The organism is Pseudomonas sp. PGPR N4 (assembly GCF_059693665.1).
Genome location: NZ_JCAUKV010000004.1, coordinates 1 through 13,715, shown reverse-complemented (window position 1 = coordinate 13,715; position 13,715 = coordinate 1). Strand labels below are relative to the sequence as shown.

Here is a 13,715-nt window from a genome sequence, read left to right as displayed (position 1 = left end):
ATGGATATCAAAAGCGCATTGAGCCGTATCGTTGGCCACCTGGACCTGTCGACTGCAGAAATGAGCGACGTCATGCGCCAGATCATGACCGGCCAGTGCAGCGAGGCGCAGATCGGTGCCTTCCTCATGGGCATGCGCATGAAGAGCGAGAGCATCGACGAAATCGTCGGCGCGGTCTCGGTGATGCGTGAGCTGGCAGACAAGGTCGAGCTGGAAAGCCTCGACGGCGTGGTCGACGTGGTCGGTACTGGCGGTGACGGTGCGAACATCTTCAACGTGTCCACGGCAGCGTCGTTTGTACTCGCCGCAGCGGGCTGCAAGGTGGCCAAACATGGCAACCGCGCAGTCTCGGGCAAAAGCGGCAGTGCCGACCTGCTCGAGGCGGCCGGGATCTACCTGAACCTGACGCCAGTGCAGGTTGCCCGCTGCATCGACAGCCTGGGCATCGGCTTCATGTTCGCGCAGAGCCATCACAAAGCCATGAAGTACGCCGCTGGCCCACGTCGCGAGCTGGGCCTGCGTACCCTGTTCAACATGCTCGGCCCGCTTACGAATCCGGCCGGGGTGAAACACCAGGTGGTCGGCGTGTTTTCTCAGGCGTTGTGCCGGCCGCTGGCCGAGGTGCTGCAGCGTCTGGGCAGCAAGCACGTGCTGGTGGTGCACTCCAAGGATGGCCTGGATGAGTTCAGCCTGGCAGCGCCGACCTTTGTTGCCGAGCTGAAAAAAGGTGAGATCAGCGAGTATTGGGTCGAGCCCGAAGACCTCGGCATGAAGAGCCAGAGCCTGCATGGCCTGGCGGTGGAAAACCCGCAGGCCTCGTATGAACTGATCCGCGATGCCTTGGGCCGGCGCAAGACCGAAAACGGCCAGAAGGCTGCCGAGATGATCGTGCTCAATGCGGGCGCCGCACTGTACGCAGCAGACCATGCAATGACCCTGGCGCAGGGCGTAGAGCTTGCCAGCGATGTATTGCACACCGGCCTGGCCTGGGAAAAACTCCAGGAACTGGGCGCCTTTACCGCCGTATTCAAGCAGGAGAACGAAGCATGAGCGTGCCGACCGTGCTGGAAAACATCCTCGCCCGCAAGGTCGAGGAAGTCGCCGAGCGCCGTGCCCGGGTCAGCCTGGCCGAGCTCGAGCAACTGGCCAAGGCTGCTGATGCGCCGCGTGGCTTTGCCAATGCGTTGATCGAGCAGGCCAGACGCAAGCAGCCCGCGGTGATTGCCGAAATCAAGAAGGCCTCACCGAGCAAGGGCGTGATCCGCGAAAACTTCGTCCCGGCCGACATCGCCGTCAGTTACGAGAAGGGCGGCGCGACCTGCCTGTCGGTGCTGACCGATATCGACTATTTCCAGGGCGCCGATGCCTACCTGCAGCAGGCCCGCGCGGCCTGCACGCTGCCGGTGATCCGCAAGGACTTCATGATCGATCCGTACCAGATCGTCGAAGCCCGTGCGTTGGGTGCCGATTGCGTGCTGCTGATCGTCTCTGCGCTGGATGATGTGCGCATGGCCGAACTGGCCGCTGTGGCCAAGTCGGTCGGCCTGGATGTGCTAGTCGAAGTGCATGACGGCGACGAGCTGGAGCGGGCCTTGAACACCCTCGACACACCACTGGTCGGGGTCAACAACCGTAACCTGCATACCTTTGACGTCAGCCTGGAAACCACCCTCGATCTGCTGCCGCGGATTCCGCGCGAGCGCCTGGCGATCACCGAGAGCGGGATCTTCAACCGGGCCGATGTCGAGCTGATGGAAATCAACGGGGTGTACTCGTTCCTGGTTGGCGAAGCGTTCATGCGCGCAGAGCAACCGGGGCAGGAATTGCAGCGGCTGTTCTTCCCGCAGCGGCCGGTACAGAACGTGGTTCAGGAACTGGACTGATTGACCTTGAAGCCGGCCATTGCCGGCTTCGTTGTTTCTACGTGGTGGCTAAAAGGTGGCATCCTGATGAGCGAACAACCTCTGGCCCTGACCGTCGCGCAGGGCCTGCAAGCCGAGCAGGACCTGCTCGCCGCCGTGTGCCGCGGCGATGCCGAGGCCGGCGTGCTGTTCTGGCGCCCGACCGATCAGGCGCTGGTGATGCCGCGGCGGCTGAGCCGACAAGAGAACTTTGAAGTTGCCTGCGCCGAACTGGCCATTGCCGGGTGGCCGGTGCTGCTACGCGAGACTGGCGGCGAACCGGTGCCGCAATCGCATGCAACGGTCAACGTCGCGCTGGTGTATGTTGCCCCGCGTAGCGAAGGCGACCATGGCCGTATCGAGAACGCCTACGAGCGTTTGTGTCAGCCGCTGTGTGAGGTTCTGCGCGAATGGGGCGGGGTGGCTTCGCTGGGCGAGATCGATGGCGCGTTTTGCGATGGCCGTTACAACGTCAACCTCAACGGGCGCAAGCTGGTCGGCACTGCTCAGCGCTGGCGCCAGGGCCTGGGCGGCAAGCGCCCGGTAGTGCTGGTGCATGGCGCCCTGCTGCTGGATGACCAGCGCGAGTCGATGGTGGCGGCGGTCAACCGCTTCAACCAGTGCTGCGGCATTGATCAGCACTGCCGCGCCGACAGTCATATCGCCCTGCATGAAGTGGCGCCGGCAGTGCCCTGGTTCGAGCGCCTGTCCGCCGCCTATGCTGAGGTGATCGCAGGTTTGCCCAAGGATTAACGGGTACCGTAGACCACCATGGTTTTACCCTTGACCTGAACCAGGCTGCGCTCCTCCAGATCCTTGAGGACGCGGCCGACCATCTCCCGTGAACAACCCACAATCCGCCCGATCTCCTGGCGGGTGATCTTGATCTGCATGCCGTCCGGATGAGTCATGGCATCGGGCTGCTTGCACAAGTCGAGCAGGCAGCGGGCGACGCGCCCGGTGACATCGAAGAACGCCAGGTCGCCGACCTTGCGCGTGGTGTTGCGCAGGCGCTGGGCCATCTGGCTGCCCAAGGCGTAGAGAATCTCAGGGTCGAGGCGGGCGACCTCGCGGAATTTCTCGTAGCTGATCTCGGCCACTTCGCATTCGGTCTTGGCCCGCACCCAGGCGCTGCGATACTGCTCCTTGCCGACTGGCTCGAACAAGCCCAGCTCACCAAAGAAGTCGCCATCGTTGAGGTAGGCAATGATCATCTCGCGGTCCTCGTCATCTTCGATGATCACGGTGACCGAACCTTTGATGATGAACGACAAGGTCTCAGCCCGGTCGCCGGCACAAAGGATATCGCTCTTGGCGGCAAACCGGCGGCGCTGGCAGTGCACCAGCAACTTGTCGATGTTCTTGATCTTGGCGGAGAGGGCGGACACAACCATCAGGACATCCTGTTCGATGCGATACAGAGGCTTTTCGGATCGGCTGGCAGGCCGCGCCAGTCATTTGGCGCCAGCTTATCAGGCGCTGCCCAGTGTATCGGCAGCGATGCGTGTTGAGTTGAGCTTTTCCGACGGGCTCACAAGGCTTAAGCTGGCACCCTTTCTACGTATCTGGAGTCGACAAGCATGAAGGCACGCATCCAATGGGCCGGTGAAGCCATGTTCCTCGGTGAATCGGGTAGCGGCCATGTCGTGGTCATGGACGGTCCGCCCGAAGCCGGTGGGCGCAACCTTGGCGTGCGGCCGATGGAGATGCTCCTGCTCGGCCTCGGTGGCTGCAGCAACTTCGACGTGGTCAGCATTCTGAAGAAATCGCGCCAGGCAGTGGAGAGCTGCGAAGCATTCCTCGAAGCCGAGCGCGCTGACGAAGATCCGAAGGTGTTCACCAAGATCCACCTCAACTTCGTGGTCAAGGGTCGCGGCCTCAAGGAAGCGCAGGTCAAGCGCGCTGTCGAGCTGTCAGCAGAGAAGTACTGCTCGGCGTCGATCATGCTCGGCCGCGCAGGTGTGGAAATCACCCACAGCTATGAGATCGTCGAACTCGGCTGAGTTGTTCCGTGTTGTAGAGCAAGGCCAGCCCGGGCACCAGCGCCAGCAGCAGTGCTGGTGCATTGCTGGCCAGCAGGATGAAAGTCTCGGCGGTGCTCCACGTGGTGCCGAAGCATTGGGCAAACACCAGGCACTGCAACAGTGCCGTGATGCTGGCCGCCAGCAAGAAGACGCCAATCAGCAGTCGGCGTCTGTGAGTAAAGCAGCCCGCCAGCACAAACAGTAACTGTCCCGGCAGGCTCAACAGCAGCAGTTCAAGTGCACTGTTGCTGTCGGGTTCGCCCAGGCTGGGTAGCGTGAGACTGAAGCTCGCTTGCCGGATTTGCGCGGTCATCAGGCATATGAACAGGTAGGCCATCAACGGCAAGCCCAGACTTTGCAGCAGGCGCCGGGCAACTCTCGACATTATCGGCGCAGCCCGGGTAACAGCGTGAGCAGGCGTTCGGGCAAGTTGCCGCGCAAGCTGGCACTGAGCTTTGCACGATGCTTTTGGTAGACAAGGCCCAGACCGATCACGCCGAGGCCGATCAAGGTCAGCAGCAGCGGGAACAACAGCGAGTCGGCAAACACCTGATAGGACAGGTAGCCCAGGTAGGCCGCCACGCCCATGGCGCCGAACACCATGAAGATCGGCCGTCGCAGCAGCACCGCCAGGCCCATCAGGCCCAGGTTGATCAAGCCATACATGGCTTTGCCCCATTCGCTGCCGCTGTCGAGCAGGGTCAACCCACCCCAGAACGCTGCCAGGCCAGCCAGGTAACCCCAGAAGGCGTAGTCCTTGCGCGTGCGTCCATCGACCACCATGCTCAGCAGCAGCACGCCCAGGCCGAACCAGACCGAGACCAGGCGCCGCTGCTCCCAGCTGAACGGCGCGCCGTATATCCACTCGGTCAGGTCCATCGACATGAACCACAGCGCCACGGCGATCGGCATGACGATGAACGGGAAGGCGATCAGGCGCAGCATCAGCAGGCCGGCGAGCACCGTCGCCGCCTCCATCAGCAGCCAGCCGGCTTGCACGTTGGTGTAGTACTGATGGAAGTCGACCTGAGTGTCGTCCAGCGGCCACCAGCCCAGCAAGCGCTGGAGAGCAAACACACTCAGCGGCACAATGCTCACCGCCACTGCGCCGAGCACGCCGGCAGGCACAAGCTGCTGGCGCCGTTGCAGGGCCAGGGCTGATATGGTCAATACGGCGATATACAGCAGGGCGATAGCCAGCAGTGCAGAATCACCGATGCTCATCCAGGCCTCGGTCAGCAGCCAGCCCATGGCGGCCATGATCAGCAGGCCGCCGAGGTAGAACGCGACATGTGCCAGTTGGAAGCTTGCCTGGACTACTGGCTGGCGCCGCAGAAAACTCAGCAGCGCCTGATCCTGGCCGGGTTGCAGAATACCGGCGTCGACCGCACGCGCCAGCTCCTTGGCATCGAAACGTTCGGTCATCTGTGTATTCCTAGATACGGTAGGTGCTTTTGGTCATGACCTTGGCCATCAGGCTCATGCCAAAGCGCACGGGCGCCGGGAAGCGATAGCCGCCGGCTTCCAGTGCCGCGTCGGCATGGTGCTCTTCATCGACCCGCATCTGCTCGAGAATGGCTCGGGATTTTTCATCTTCGCTGGGCAACTGCTCGAGGTGTTCATCCAGATGCTTGCAGACCTGATGCTCGGTTGCCGCAACGAAGCCAAGGCTGACCTTGTCGCTGACCAGCCCGGCGATTGCGCCGATGCCGAACGACATGCCGTAGAACAATGGGTTGAGCACACTGGGATGGCTGCCGAGTTGGCGAATACGCTGCTCGCACCAGGCCAGGTGGTCGATCTCTTCTTCGGCTGCATGTTCCATCGCCTTGCGCACCTGAGGCAGGCGGGCGGTCAGCGATTGCCCCTGGTACAACGCCTGGGCGCAGACTTCACCCGTGTGGTTGATGCGCATCAAACCGGCGACATGGCGCGTTTGCGCGTCGTCCAGGTCAGCGTCGGGCTGGATGATTGCAGGAGAAGGGCGGGCAGGTTGGCCGCTGAAAGGGAGCAAGGTGCGCATGGCGGTATCGGCCTGCAGCAACAAGCGGTCGAGCGGCGAATAGTGACGTTCGGTAGCCATCGGGCACCTCCGCAAGAGTGATGCCCGACAGTTTACCGCAAACCCCTGGCCGGGGCTTGCCTTGGATCAGCCCGGTGGCCAGTGCATCTGGCGCTGGCCGAGCACGTGCATGTGAATATGGTAGACCGTCTGGCCGCCCAGTTCGTTGCAGTTCATGACTACGCGGAAACCGTCCTCGCAACCCAGCTCCTTGGCCAGACGCTGCGCGGTGAAGAGGATATGGCCGGCGACGGCCTTGTCATCTTCGGTCAGGTCGTTGAGGGTGCGGATCGGCTTTTTCGGGATAACCAGAAAATGTACCGGCGCCTGCGGGGCGATATCGTGGAAGGCCAGAACCTGGTCATCCTCGTAGATGATCTTGGCCGGGATTTCCCGGTTGATGATCTTGGTGAAGAGAGTCTCCACAGCACTTGCTCCATGGTCAGGGTCCGAGCTGAGTGTACCCAGCACGGCGCTGCGCGCACAGTGCTATTGCGCTTCCAGCGGGCAGTAACGGCGATTGATCAAGCCGGCCAGCTTGCGCGTCAACCAACGCGGCAGGAGGCGTGGCAGCCTCGCCAGCCAGCGATTACGCCGACCGGGCATGATCAGCGGGCGGTTCTTGTCCAGTGCACGGACGGTATACAACGCCACTTCTTCGGCGCTCAGGCAGCGCTGGCCGTTGTCCAGCCTGGGGATCTTGCGCAGTGCCGAGCGTACTGGGCCTGGACACAGCACCGAGACCTTGATGCCGGTACGGCCAAGCTCTTCGCGCAGGGCTTCGGAAAAGCTCAGCACATACGCCTTGCTCGCGGCATAGCAGGCCATCCACGGGCCGGGGGCCACAGCTGCCAGCGAAGCAACGTTGAGAATCTGCCCGCCGCCCTGGATCGCCATCAGGTTGCCAATGGCGTGGCACAGGCGGGTCAGGGCGAGGATGTTGACCTCGAGCAGGTCTTGTTCGTCAGCCCACTCGTGGGCCAGAAACGGGCCATACGTGCGTTGTCCGGCGCAGTTGACCAGCAGGTCAATGCGCCGCTCGCCTTCTTCCAGCTCAAGCACAAAGCCCGACAGGCGCAGCGGCTGGCTGAGGTCGCAGGCACGCAGCAGCACCTCGACGCCAAAGCGCTGAGCCAGCTCGATTGCCAGCGGTTCGAGGGTTTCGCGATGGCGCGCCACCAGGATCAGGCTACGGCCACGCCGCGCCAGGGCTTCCGCCAGGGCCAGGCCCAAGCCGCTGGAAGCACCGGTGATCATGGCGTAACGGGTCATGCGCGGCTCCTGGGGCGACGGAAAGGGGCGCTAGTGTACAGCGTGGCCAACAGAGGTGTTGCCTTTTGCTACAGCGCCCCAGCGGGTCAGAACGGTTTGACCACCACCAGAATGACAATCGCCAACAGCAGCAGTACCGGTACCTCGTTGAACCAGCGGTAGAACACATGGCTGCGCTTGTTGGTGCCGGCCGCGAAGCGTTTGCGCTGAGCGCCGCACATGTGATGGTAGCCGGTCAGCAGGATTACCAGCGTCAGCTTGGCATGCATCCAGCCCTGGCTGAGCCAGCCTGGGGTCAGGTAGAGCATCCAGATGCCGAACACGAAGGTGGCGATCATCGCCGGGTTCATGATGCCGCGATACAGCTTGCGTTCCATCACGGTGAAACGCTCCTGGCTGGTGCTGTCCTCGCTTTGCGCGTGATAGACGAACAGCCGTGGCAGGTAAAACAGGCCGGCGAACCAGCAGACCACGCTGACGATGTGCAGCGCTTTGATCCATAGGTAAAGCATGGAGGGTGTTCCTTCAGGTTTTCACGGTGGTCGGATAGTAGTGGTGAAGCACCTGCCGGCGCATCCCAAGAGTTGTTACAGACGGCTGGCAGCCCTATCATCGTGCGCTTTCCAGTCGCATCGTTGATAAGGGGCAAGCGTTATGATCAAGGTCGGTATCGTCGGCGGCACGGGTTACACCGGGGTCGAACTGTTGCGTCTGCTGGCGCAGCATCCTCAGGCCGAAGTCGCGGTCATCACCTCGCGCTCGGAAGCCGGTGTAGCAGTGGCCGATATGTACCCGAACCTGCGTGGTCATTACGACGGCCTGGCCTTCAGCGTACCCGACAGCAAGGCCCTGGCGGCCTGTGACGTGGTGTTCTTTGCCACCCCGCACGGCGTTGCCCACGCCCTGGCTGGCGAGTTGCTGGCGGCCGGTACCCGAGTTATCGACCTGTCGGCTGACTTCCGCCTGCAGGATGCGGTCGAGTGGGGCAAGTGGTACGGCCAGCCGCACGGTGCGCCGGAGCTGCTCAAGGATGCGGTCTATGGTTTGCCTGAGGTGAACCGCGAGAAGATCCGTCAGGCACGTCTGATCGCTGTGCCGGGCTGCTATCCAACCGCTACCCAGCTTGGCTTGTTGCCGTTGCTCGAAGCTGGCCTGGCCGATCCATCGCGCTTGATCGCCGACTGCAAGTCCGGGGTCAGTGGTGCGGGGCGTGGGGCTGCGGTCGGTTCGCTGTTCTGCGAATCGGGCGAAAGCATGAAGGCCTATGCGGTCAAAGGGCATCGTCACCTGCCGGAAATCAGCCAGGGCCTGCGTCTGGCTGCTGGCCAGGACATCGGCCTGACCTTCGTCCCGCACCTGACACCGATGATCCGCGGTATTCACGCCACGCTGTACGCAAATGTCGTCGACAAGTCGGTCGACCTGCAGGCCTTGTTCGAAAAACGCTACGCCGATGAACCGTTCGTCGATGTAATGCCGGCTGGTAGCCACCCGGAAACCCGCAGTGTGCGCGGCGCCAACGTCTGCCGTATCGCCGTACACCGGCCGCAGGGTGGTGACTTGGTGGTGGTGCTGTCGGTAATCGACAACCTGGTCAAGGGCGCATCAGGGCAGGCGGTCCAGAACCTCAACATCCTGTTCGGCCTGGACGAGCGCATGGGCTTGTCCCACGCCGGCTTGCTACCTTGATCGCGGTGACCCGCCTTGTGCTGCGGCGTAAGGCGGGTCGCCTGCTGCTTACGTATTGTTGACCATTTTTCTCGGAGAAGCGGATAATAGCCGCCATCGAGTTTTATGGCGGCACTGCGCCGGGAGAGTCAACATGAGCGTCGAATCCTTCACCCCCACGGCTTTGCAGTTCACCCAAGGTGCTGCAAGCAAGGTGAAGAACCTGGTCAGCGAAGAGGGCAATGCTCGCCTGAAGTTGCGCGTGTTCGTGACGGGCGGCGGCTGTTCGGGCTTCCAGTACGGCTTCACCTTCGATGAAGAAGTGGCTGACGACGACACCATCGTCGAGCGCGAAGGCGTTGCGCTGGTGGTCGATCCAATGAGCTACCAATACCTGGCTGGCGCCGAAGTCGATTACCAGGAAGGTCTGGAAGGCTCGCGTTTCGTGATTAAGAACCCTAACGCCACCACCACTTGTGGCTGCGGTTCTTCATTCTCGATCTGAAGCAGGGCTGATTGGCAAAACGCCGCGCAATTGCGCGGCGTTTTGCATTCTGCGGGGGCGTTAAGCGGGGTAGACAGCGCCGAGCACGCGCAAGCCCTTGGCGGCGGTAACGCTGGGGCGATTGGCGGGGATGCCCTGCAGGCAGCAATGCGCCAGCCAGGCGAAGGCCATTGCCTCGACCCAGTCCGGATCGACGCCATAGGCTGCGGTACTGGCGACCTCAGCGTCTGGCAACAGCTGCGCCAAGCGCTGCATCAAGGCGCCATTGCGCGCACCACCGCCACACACCAGCAGGGCCTCGGTGGCGGTTTGGGCATTGCTCAGCGAGTCGATGATGCTGCGGGCAGTCAGCTCGAGCAGCGTGGCCTGCACGTCTTCGTCGCGGCAGGCGGGCAATGCTGCCAGATGGGCTTGCAGCCAGGGCAAGTTGAATACCTCGCGACCGGTGCTTTTCGGGCCGCTGCCGGCGAAGAACGGGTCACTCAACAGGCGTTTCAGCAGTGGCTCAATGATCACGCCGCTTGCCGCCCAATTGCCATCAGCGTCATATGCCTGGCCGCGCTTGTGCTCGATCCAGGCATCCATCAGCACGTTGCCGGGGCCGCAGTCGAAGCCGTGCACTGGCGTGGTCTGCTCGATCAGGCTGAGGTTGCTGAAACCGCCGACATTGAGTACTGCCAGGCGCTGACCAAGGTGGCCGAACAACGATTCATGGAAGGCCGGCACCAGTGGCGCGCCCTGACCGCCGGCGGCAACATCGCGCCGACGAAAGTCTGCTACTACGCAAATCTCGGTCAGCTCGGCCAGTAACGCCGGGTTGCCAATCTGCACGGTGAAGCCGCGTGCAGGCTCGTGACGGATGGTCTGGCCGTGGCTGCCGATAGCGCGAATGTCATCAGCTTGCAGGCCTTGTGTGGCCAGCAGTTGCGCGATGCCCTCGGCGGCGAGGGTGGCCCAGCTGTTCTCGGCCAGGCAGGCGCGGGCTATTTCATCAGGGCCGCTGGCGCACAGGCTCAGCAACTGCTGGCGCAGATCGGTGGGCATCGGGGTGTAGTGGGTGGCAAGCAGCCGCAGCTGCTCACCCTGTTCGATCAAGGCGATGTCCAGGCCGTCGAGGCTGGTCCCGGACATCACTCCCAGATAGAGCGCCATGACTCAGCGCTTGTTCGCGGCGAGCAGGGTGGCCTTTTCCTGGTCCATGCGGGCAACCAATGGCTGACTTTGCTGGAGGAAGCGCTGGCGCTCGGACTTGGCGATCGGATCAGCCATCGGCACCTTCTGGCTCAGCGGATCGACGTGGACACCACCTACCTGGAACTCGTAGTGCAAGTGTGGGCCGGTCGACAGGCCGGTAGTACCGATATAGCCGATGATCTGCCCTTGCTTGACCGTGCTGCCGGTCTTGACGCCTTTGGCGAAGCCTTGCATGTGGCCGTAGAGGGTCTTGTAACGGTTGCCGTGGGCAATGATTACAGTGTTGCCGTAACCACCACGACGGCCTGCCAGTTCGACACGACCATCGCCTGCAGCCTTGATCGGCGTACCGCGAGGGGCCGCGTAGTCGACACCCTTGTGTGCGCGAATCTTGTTCAGGATTGGATGCTTGCGGCCATTGGAGAAGCGCGAGCTGATGCGGGCGAAATCCACCGGAGTACGGATGAACGCCTTGCGCAGGCTGTTGCCGTCAGCGGTGTAGTAGTTGGTGTTGCCTTGTTTGTTGGTGTAGCGCACTGCGGTGTAGGTCTTGCCGCGGTTGGTGAAGCGGGCCGAGAGGATATTGCCGGTGCCGACCACCTTGCCGTCCATGACCTTCTGCTCGTAGACCACGTCGAATTCGTCACCAGGGCGGATGTCCTGTGCGAAGTCGATGTCGTAGCCCAGTACACGGGCCATGTCCATGGTCATGCTGTGCGACAGCCCGGCACGCTGGGCCGAGGCCGACAGCGAGCTCTTGATCACGCCGTGGGCATAGGCAGTGCGCACCACCGGTTTGCTGACTTCGCGCTCGAAGCTGTAACCCTTGTCGGTCTTGCTCAGGCGAATGGTTTCGAGGTTGCTGACCTTGCTGTGCAGGGTGGTCAACTGGCCGTCTTTATCCAGCTCGAACTGCAGTACCTGGCCATGCTTGAGCTGGCTGAACTGCTTGGCTTGCTTGCCGCTGGCGAGCACGTCGTGGACCACGTTGGACGGCAGGCCGACCTTGGCGAACAGGGTCGAAAGGGTGTCGCCGCGGGCGACGGTCACTTCACGATGGCCTGGCGCCTTGGGTGCTTCAACCGGTGCTTCGGTCTTGGCGGTGTTCTCGGCCGGGGTAGCGGCGTTGTCGATCTGGGCAAATGGCGAGGCTTGCTCGGCAGGTGCCTGCAGCATGGGGGCTGCGTTGGCTTCGTCTTTGAGCTGCTCGGCGGGTGTTTCCAGCTCGAGATTGAGGGTGGTTTTCTTGGCTTCGACTTCGCTTGAAGGGAATACCAGCAAGGCCAGGCTGAGGAGGGCGGCAATGCCGCTCGCGGCCACCAGATGGCTTTTCGGATAAAGCGGCGGCGCTTTAGGCGTTTCTTTAGGCATAGGAAGGTGACTTTGAAAAGGTGAATGAAAAAAGTGAAATAGAAAAGATGAATGACATGATGAAGATGAAATAACTGTATAAAATATAACCAAAAGCAGTTTCGCGCAAGGGCGCATAGACGTCAACAGCGCCCGTTCGGGTCACATCTCGTTGCCAAACTTGTATTTGATGGCCGATCTTGTATGGTTGGCTGCCTTTGAATCTGAGCCTTGCGGGTTTTCTATGAAGTCGGTTGAAGAGCAGCTGGCGCTTATCAAGCGCGGTGCGGAAGAGGTATTGGTCGAGTCGGAGCTGGTCGAAAAGCTCAAGCGCGGTCAGCCGCTGCGTATCAAGGCGGGCTTTGACCCGACCGCGCCGGATCTGCACCTGGGGCACACGGTCCTGATCAACAAGCTGCGCCAGTTCCAGGAGCTGGGGCATCAGGTGATCTTCCTGATCGGCGATTTCACCGGCATGATCGGTGATCCAAGCGGCAAGAGCACCACCCGCCCGCCGCTGACCCGCGAGCAGGTCCTCGACAATGCCGAGACCTACAAACAGCAGGTGTTCAAGATTCTCGACCCGGCCAAGACCGAAGTCGCGTTCAACTCCACCTGGATGGACCAGCTGAGCCCCGCCGATTTCATTCGCCTGTCGTCGCAGTACACCGTGGCGCGGATGCTCGAGCGTGACGACTTCGACAAGCGTTACACCAGCAACCAGCCGATCGCGATCCACGAATTCCTCTACCCGCTGGTGCAGGGCTACGACTCGGTCGCGCTGAAGTCCGACGTCGAGCTGGGCGGTACCGATCAGAAGTTCAACCTGCTGATGGGGCGTGAGCTGCAGCGTGCCTACGGCCAGGAAGCACAGAGCATCGTTACCATGCCGCTGCTCGAGGGCCTGGACGGCGTCAAGAAGATGTCCAAGTCGCTGGGTAACTATGTCGGTATCCAGGAAGCTCCGGGGGTGATGTACAGCAAGCTGGTGTCGATCCCGGATTCGCTGATGTGGCGTTACTTCGAGCTGCTGAGCTTCCGCTCCATGGAAGAGATCGAGCAGTTCCGCGCCGATGTCGAGCAGGGCGCCAACCCGCGCGACATCAAGATCAAGCTGGCGGAAGAAATCGTCGCTCGCTTCCATGGTGAAGAGGCTGCGGCCAATGCGCACCGCGCTGCTGGTAATCGGATGAAGGATGGTGAGCTGCCAGAGGACATCCCTGAGGTGACGGTCGCCGCTGTCGAGTCGATGCCGATTGCTGCAATCCTGAACAAGGCTGGCCTGGTGAAGAACTCGGCTGCAGCGCGGGACTTGCTGGCTGCGGGTAGCGTGAAGGTTGATGGCGAAGTGGTTGATCGCAGCTTTGTGTTTGCCTTGGGTGCGACCCATGTGTGTCAGGCAGGCAAGAAAGCCTTTGCGCGGGTTTCGCTGAAAGCAGAGTGATGTTTGCTTCTATATAGAGTGCTTGGCTGTATAGAGAGAGCGGGGAGGCCGAAAGGCCTCCCCGCTTTTGTTTGTGAGGGCCAAATGCAAAGAGCTGAAATTAAAGGTTGACGGCTCTCTGTAAGCGCTTATAATGCGCCCCACTTCCAGCGTAGTTGGAGCGGAAAACTCCTTGAGATTCAATGAGTTAGAAGTTTCAGAGGTGCTGCAAGGGCTTCGATCGAAAGATCGCCAGCGGTGAAAAAGGCAGTTGACAGCAGGTTGTAACGCTGTAGAATTCGCCTCCCGCTACGAG

16 protein-coding genes are annotated in these 13,715 nt (G+C 61.7%); 7 read left to right on the top strand and 9 right to left on the bottom strand.

The features are described 5' to 3' along the window. The 3 genes from trpD to AC58X1_RS16815 all read left to right on the top strand — a co-directional run bounded on the left by trpD (window position 1) and on the right by AC58X1_RS16815 (window position 2,654). Window positions 1-1,050, top strand: a complete 1,050-nt coding sequence (trpD, locus tag AC58X1_RS16825; protein ID WP_150571178.1) for an anthranilate phosphoribosyltransferase — start codon at window positions 1-3, stop codon at window positions 1,048-1,050. Next, window positions 1,047-1,883, top strand: coding sequence for an indole-3-glycerol phosphate synthase TrpC (gene trpC / locus AC58X1_RS16820; RefSeq protein WP_150571179.1), 837 nt, complete (start codon window positions 1,047-1,049; stop codon window positions 1,881-1,883). The genes trpD and trpC overlap by 4 nt, the downstream gene beginning before the upstream one ends. Before the next feature lie 66 nt (window positions 1,884-1,949). Next, on the top strand, window positions 1,950-2,654 hold the full coding sequence (locus AC58X1_RS16815; RefSeq protein WP_101323126.1) for a lipoate--protein ligase family protein: 705 nt from the start codon (window positions 1,950-1,952) through the stop codon (window positions 2,652-2,654). Here AC58X1_RS16815 and crp read toward each other — a convergent pair. Beyond that, window positions 2,651-3,295: a cAMP-activated global transcriptional regulator CRP gene (crp, locus tag AC58X1_RS16810; RefSeq protein ID WP_101322369.1), complete on the bottom strand. Its 645-nt coding sequence runs from the start codon at window positions 3,293-3,295 to the stop codon at window positions 2,651-2,653. The genes AC58X1_RS16815 and crp overlap by 4 nt on opposite strands. A gap of 186 nt (window positions 3,296-3,481) precedes the next feature. Between crp and AC58X1_RS16805 the strand changes: the two genes are divergently transcribed. Then, window positions 3,482-3,904 (top strand): OsmC family protein, encoded by a 423-nt coding sequence (locus AC58X1_RS16805; protein WP_101322368.1) that lies wholly within the window; start codon window positions 3,482-3,484, stop codon window positions 3,902-3,904. Here AC58X1_RS16805 and AC58X1_RS16800 read toward each other — a convergent pair. The 6 genes from AC58X1_RS16800 to hemJ all read right to left on the bottom strand — a co-directional run bounded on the left by AC58X1_RS16800 (window position 3,870) and on the right by hemJ (window position 7,771). Next, complete coding sequence (locus AC58X1_RS16800; protein WP_312389804.1) at window positions 3,870-4,262, bottom strand: hypothetical protein; 393 nt, start codon at window positions 4,260-4,262, stop codon at window positions 3,870-3,872. The genes AC58X1_RS16805 and AC58X1_RS16800 overlap by 35 nt on opposite strands. A gap of 47 nt (window positions 4,263-4,309) precedes the next feature. Then, entirely contained in the window at window positions 4,310-5,350 is a 1,041-nt protein-coding gene (locus AC58X1_RS16795; protein WP_497429186.1) for a DUF2157 domain-containing protein, read from the bottom strand. 10 nt (window positions 5,351-5,360) lie between these two features. Next, entirely contained in the window at window positions 5,361-6,008 is a 648-nt protein-coding gene (gene coq7 / locus AC58X1_RS16790; RefSeq protein WP_101322365.1) for a 2-polyprenyl-3-methyl-6-methoxy-1,4-benzoquinone monooxygenase, read from the bottom strand. A gap of 66 nt (window positions 6,009-6,074) precedes the next feature. After that, entirely contained in the window at window positions 6,075-6,413 is a 339-nt protein-coding gene (locus AC58X1_RS16785) for a histidine triad nucleotide-binding protein (protein WP_101322364.1), read from the bottom strand. Window positions 6,414-6,476: 63 nt separating this feature from the next. After that, window positions 6,477-7,259, bottom strand: coding sequence for an SDR family NAD(P)-dependent oxidoreductase (locus AC58X1_RS16780; RefSeq protein ID WP_101322363.1), 783 nt, complete (start codon window positions 7,257-7,259; stop codon window positions 6,477-6,479). An 86-nt stretch (window positions 7,260-7,345) separates the two neighbouring features. Then, window positions 7,346-7,771 carry a protoporphyrinogen oxidase HemJ gene (hemJ, locus tag AC58X1_RS16775; RefSeq protein ID WP_101322362.1) on the bottom strand — a complete coding sequence of 142 codons (426 nt, stop codon included), beginning with the start codon at window positions 7,769-7,771 and terminating at the stop codon, window positions 7,346-7,348. A 142-nt stretch (window positions 7,772-7,913) separates the two neighbouring features. Here hemJ and argC point away from each other — a divergent pair, with 142 nt between their 5' ends. Continuing rightward, entirely contained in the window at window positions 7,914-8,948 is a 1,035-nt protein-coding gene (gene argC, locus AC58X1_RS16770; protein WP_101322361.1) for an N-acetyl-gamma-glutamyl-phosphate reductase, read from the top strand. 133 nt (window positions 8,949-9,081) lie between these two features. Continuing rightward, the gene (gene erpA, locus AC58X1_RS16765) at window positions 9,082-9,432 is read left to right on the top strand and encodes an iron-sulfur cluster insertion protein ErpA (protein ID WP_101322360.1); all 351 of its coding nucleotides are present in this window, start codon (window positions 9,082-9,084) and stop codon (window positions 9,430-9,432) included. A 60-nt stretch (window positions 9,433-9,492) separates the two neighbouring features. Here the strand turns inward: erpA and AC58X1_RS16760 are convergent, their stop codons facing one another. Beyond that, complete coding sequence (locus AC58X1_RS16760; protein WP_259077220.1) at window positions 9,493-10,584, bottom strand: anhydro-N-acetylmuramic acid kinase; 1,092 nt, start codon at window positions 10,582-10,584, stop codon at window positions 9,493-9,495. A 3-nt stretch (window positions 10,585-10,587) separates the two neighbouring features. Then, window positions 10,588-11,997, bottom strand: coding sequence for a peptidoglycan DD-metalloendopeptidase family protein (locus AC58X1_RS16755; protein ID WP_150571184.1), 1,410 nt, complete (start codon window positions 11,995-11,997; stop codon window positions 10,588-10,590). Window positions 11,998-12,220: 223 nt separating this feature from the next. Between AC58X1_RS16755 and tyrS the strand changes: the two genes are divergently transcribed. Continuing rightward, window positions 12,221-13,420 carry a tyrosine--tRNA ligase gene (gene tyrS, locus AC58X1_RS16750; RefSeq protein WP_101322357.1) on the top strand — a complete coding sequence of 400 codons (1,200 nt, stop codon included), beginning with the start codon at window positions 12,221-12,223 and terminating at the stop codon, window positions 13,418-13,420. The last annotated feature ends 295 nt before the right edge of the window (window positions 13,421-13,715 follow it).

Excerpts from the sequence above, each read along its gene's own strand:
- trpD (WP_150571178.1), top strand. The coding sequence starts at position 1 with ATGGATATCAAAAGCGCATTGAGCCGTATCGTTGGCCACCTGGACCTG.
- trpC (WP_150571179.1), top strand. The coding sequence starts at position 1,047 with ATGAGCGTGCCGACCGTGCTGGAAAACATCCTCGCCCGCAAGGTCGAG.
- AC58X1_RS16815 (WP_101323126.1), top strand. The coding sequence starts at position 1,950 with ATGAGCGAACAACCTCTGGCCCTGACCGTCGCGCAGGGCCTGCAAGCC.
- crp (WP_101322369.1), bottom strand. The coding sequence starts at position 3,295 with ATGGTTGTGTCCGCCCTCTCCGCCAAGATCAAGAACATCGACAAGTTG.
- AC58X1_RS16805 (WP_101322368.1), top strand. The coding sequence starts at position 3,482 with ATGAAGGCACGCATCCAATGGGCCGGTGAAGCCATGTTCCTCGGTGAA.
- AC58X1_RS16800 (WP_312389804.1), bottom strand. The coding sequence starts at position 4,262 with ATGGCCTACCTGTTCATATGCCTGATGACCGCGCAAATCCGGCAAGCG.
- AC58X1_RS16795 (WP_497429186.1), bottom strand. The coding sequence starts at position 5,350 with ATGACCGAACGTTTCGATGCCAAGGAGCTGGCGCGTGCGGTCGACGCC.
- coq7 (WP_101322365.1), bottom strand. The coding sequence starts at position 6,008 with ATGGCTACCGAACGTCACTATTCGCCGCTCGACCGCTTGTTGCTGCAG.
- AC58X1_RS16780 (WP_101322363.1), bottom strand. The coding sequence starts at position 7,259 with ATGACCCGTTACGCCATGATCACCGGTGCTTCCAGCGGCTTGGGCCTG.
- hemJ (WP_101322362.1), bottom strand. The coding sequence starts at position 7,771 with ATGCTTTACCTATGGATCAAAGCGCTGCACATCGTCAGCGTGGTCTGC.
- argC (WP_101322361.1), top strand. The coding sequence starts at position 7,914 with ATGATCAAGGTCGGTATCGTCGGCGGCACGGGTTACACCGGGGTCGAA.
- erpA (WP_101322360.1), top strand. The coding sequence starts at position 9,082 with ATGAGCGTCGAATCCTTCACCCCCACGGCTTTGCAGTTCACCCAAGGT.
- AC58X1_RS16760 (WP_259077220.1), bottom strand. The coding sequence starts at position 10,584 with ATGGCGCTCTATCTGGGAGTGATGTCCGGGACCAGCCTCGACGGCCTG.
- AC58X1_RS16755 (WP_150571184.1), bottom strand. The coding sequence starts at position 11,997 with ATGCCTAAAGAAACGCCTAAAGCGCCGCCGCTTTATCCGAAAAGCCAT.
- tyrS (WP_101322357.1), top strand. The coding sequence starts at position 12,221 with ATGAAGTCGGTTGAAGAGCAGCTGGCGCTTATCAAGCGCGGTGCGGAA.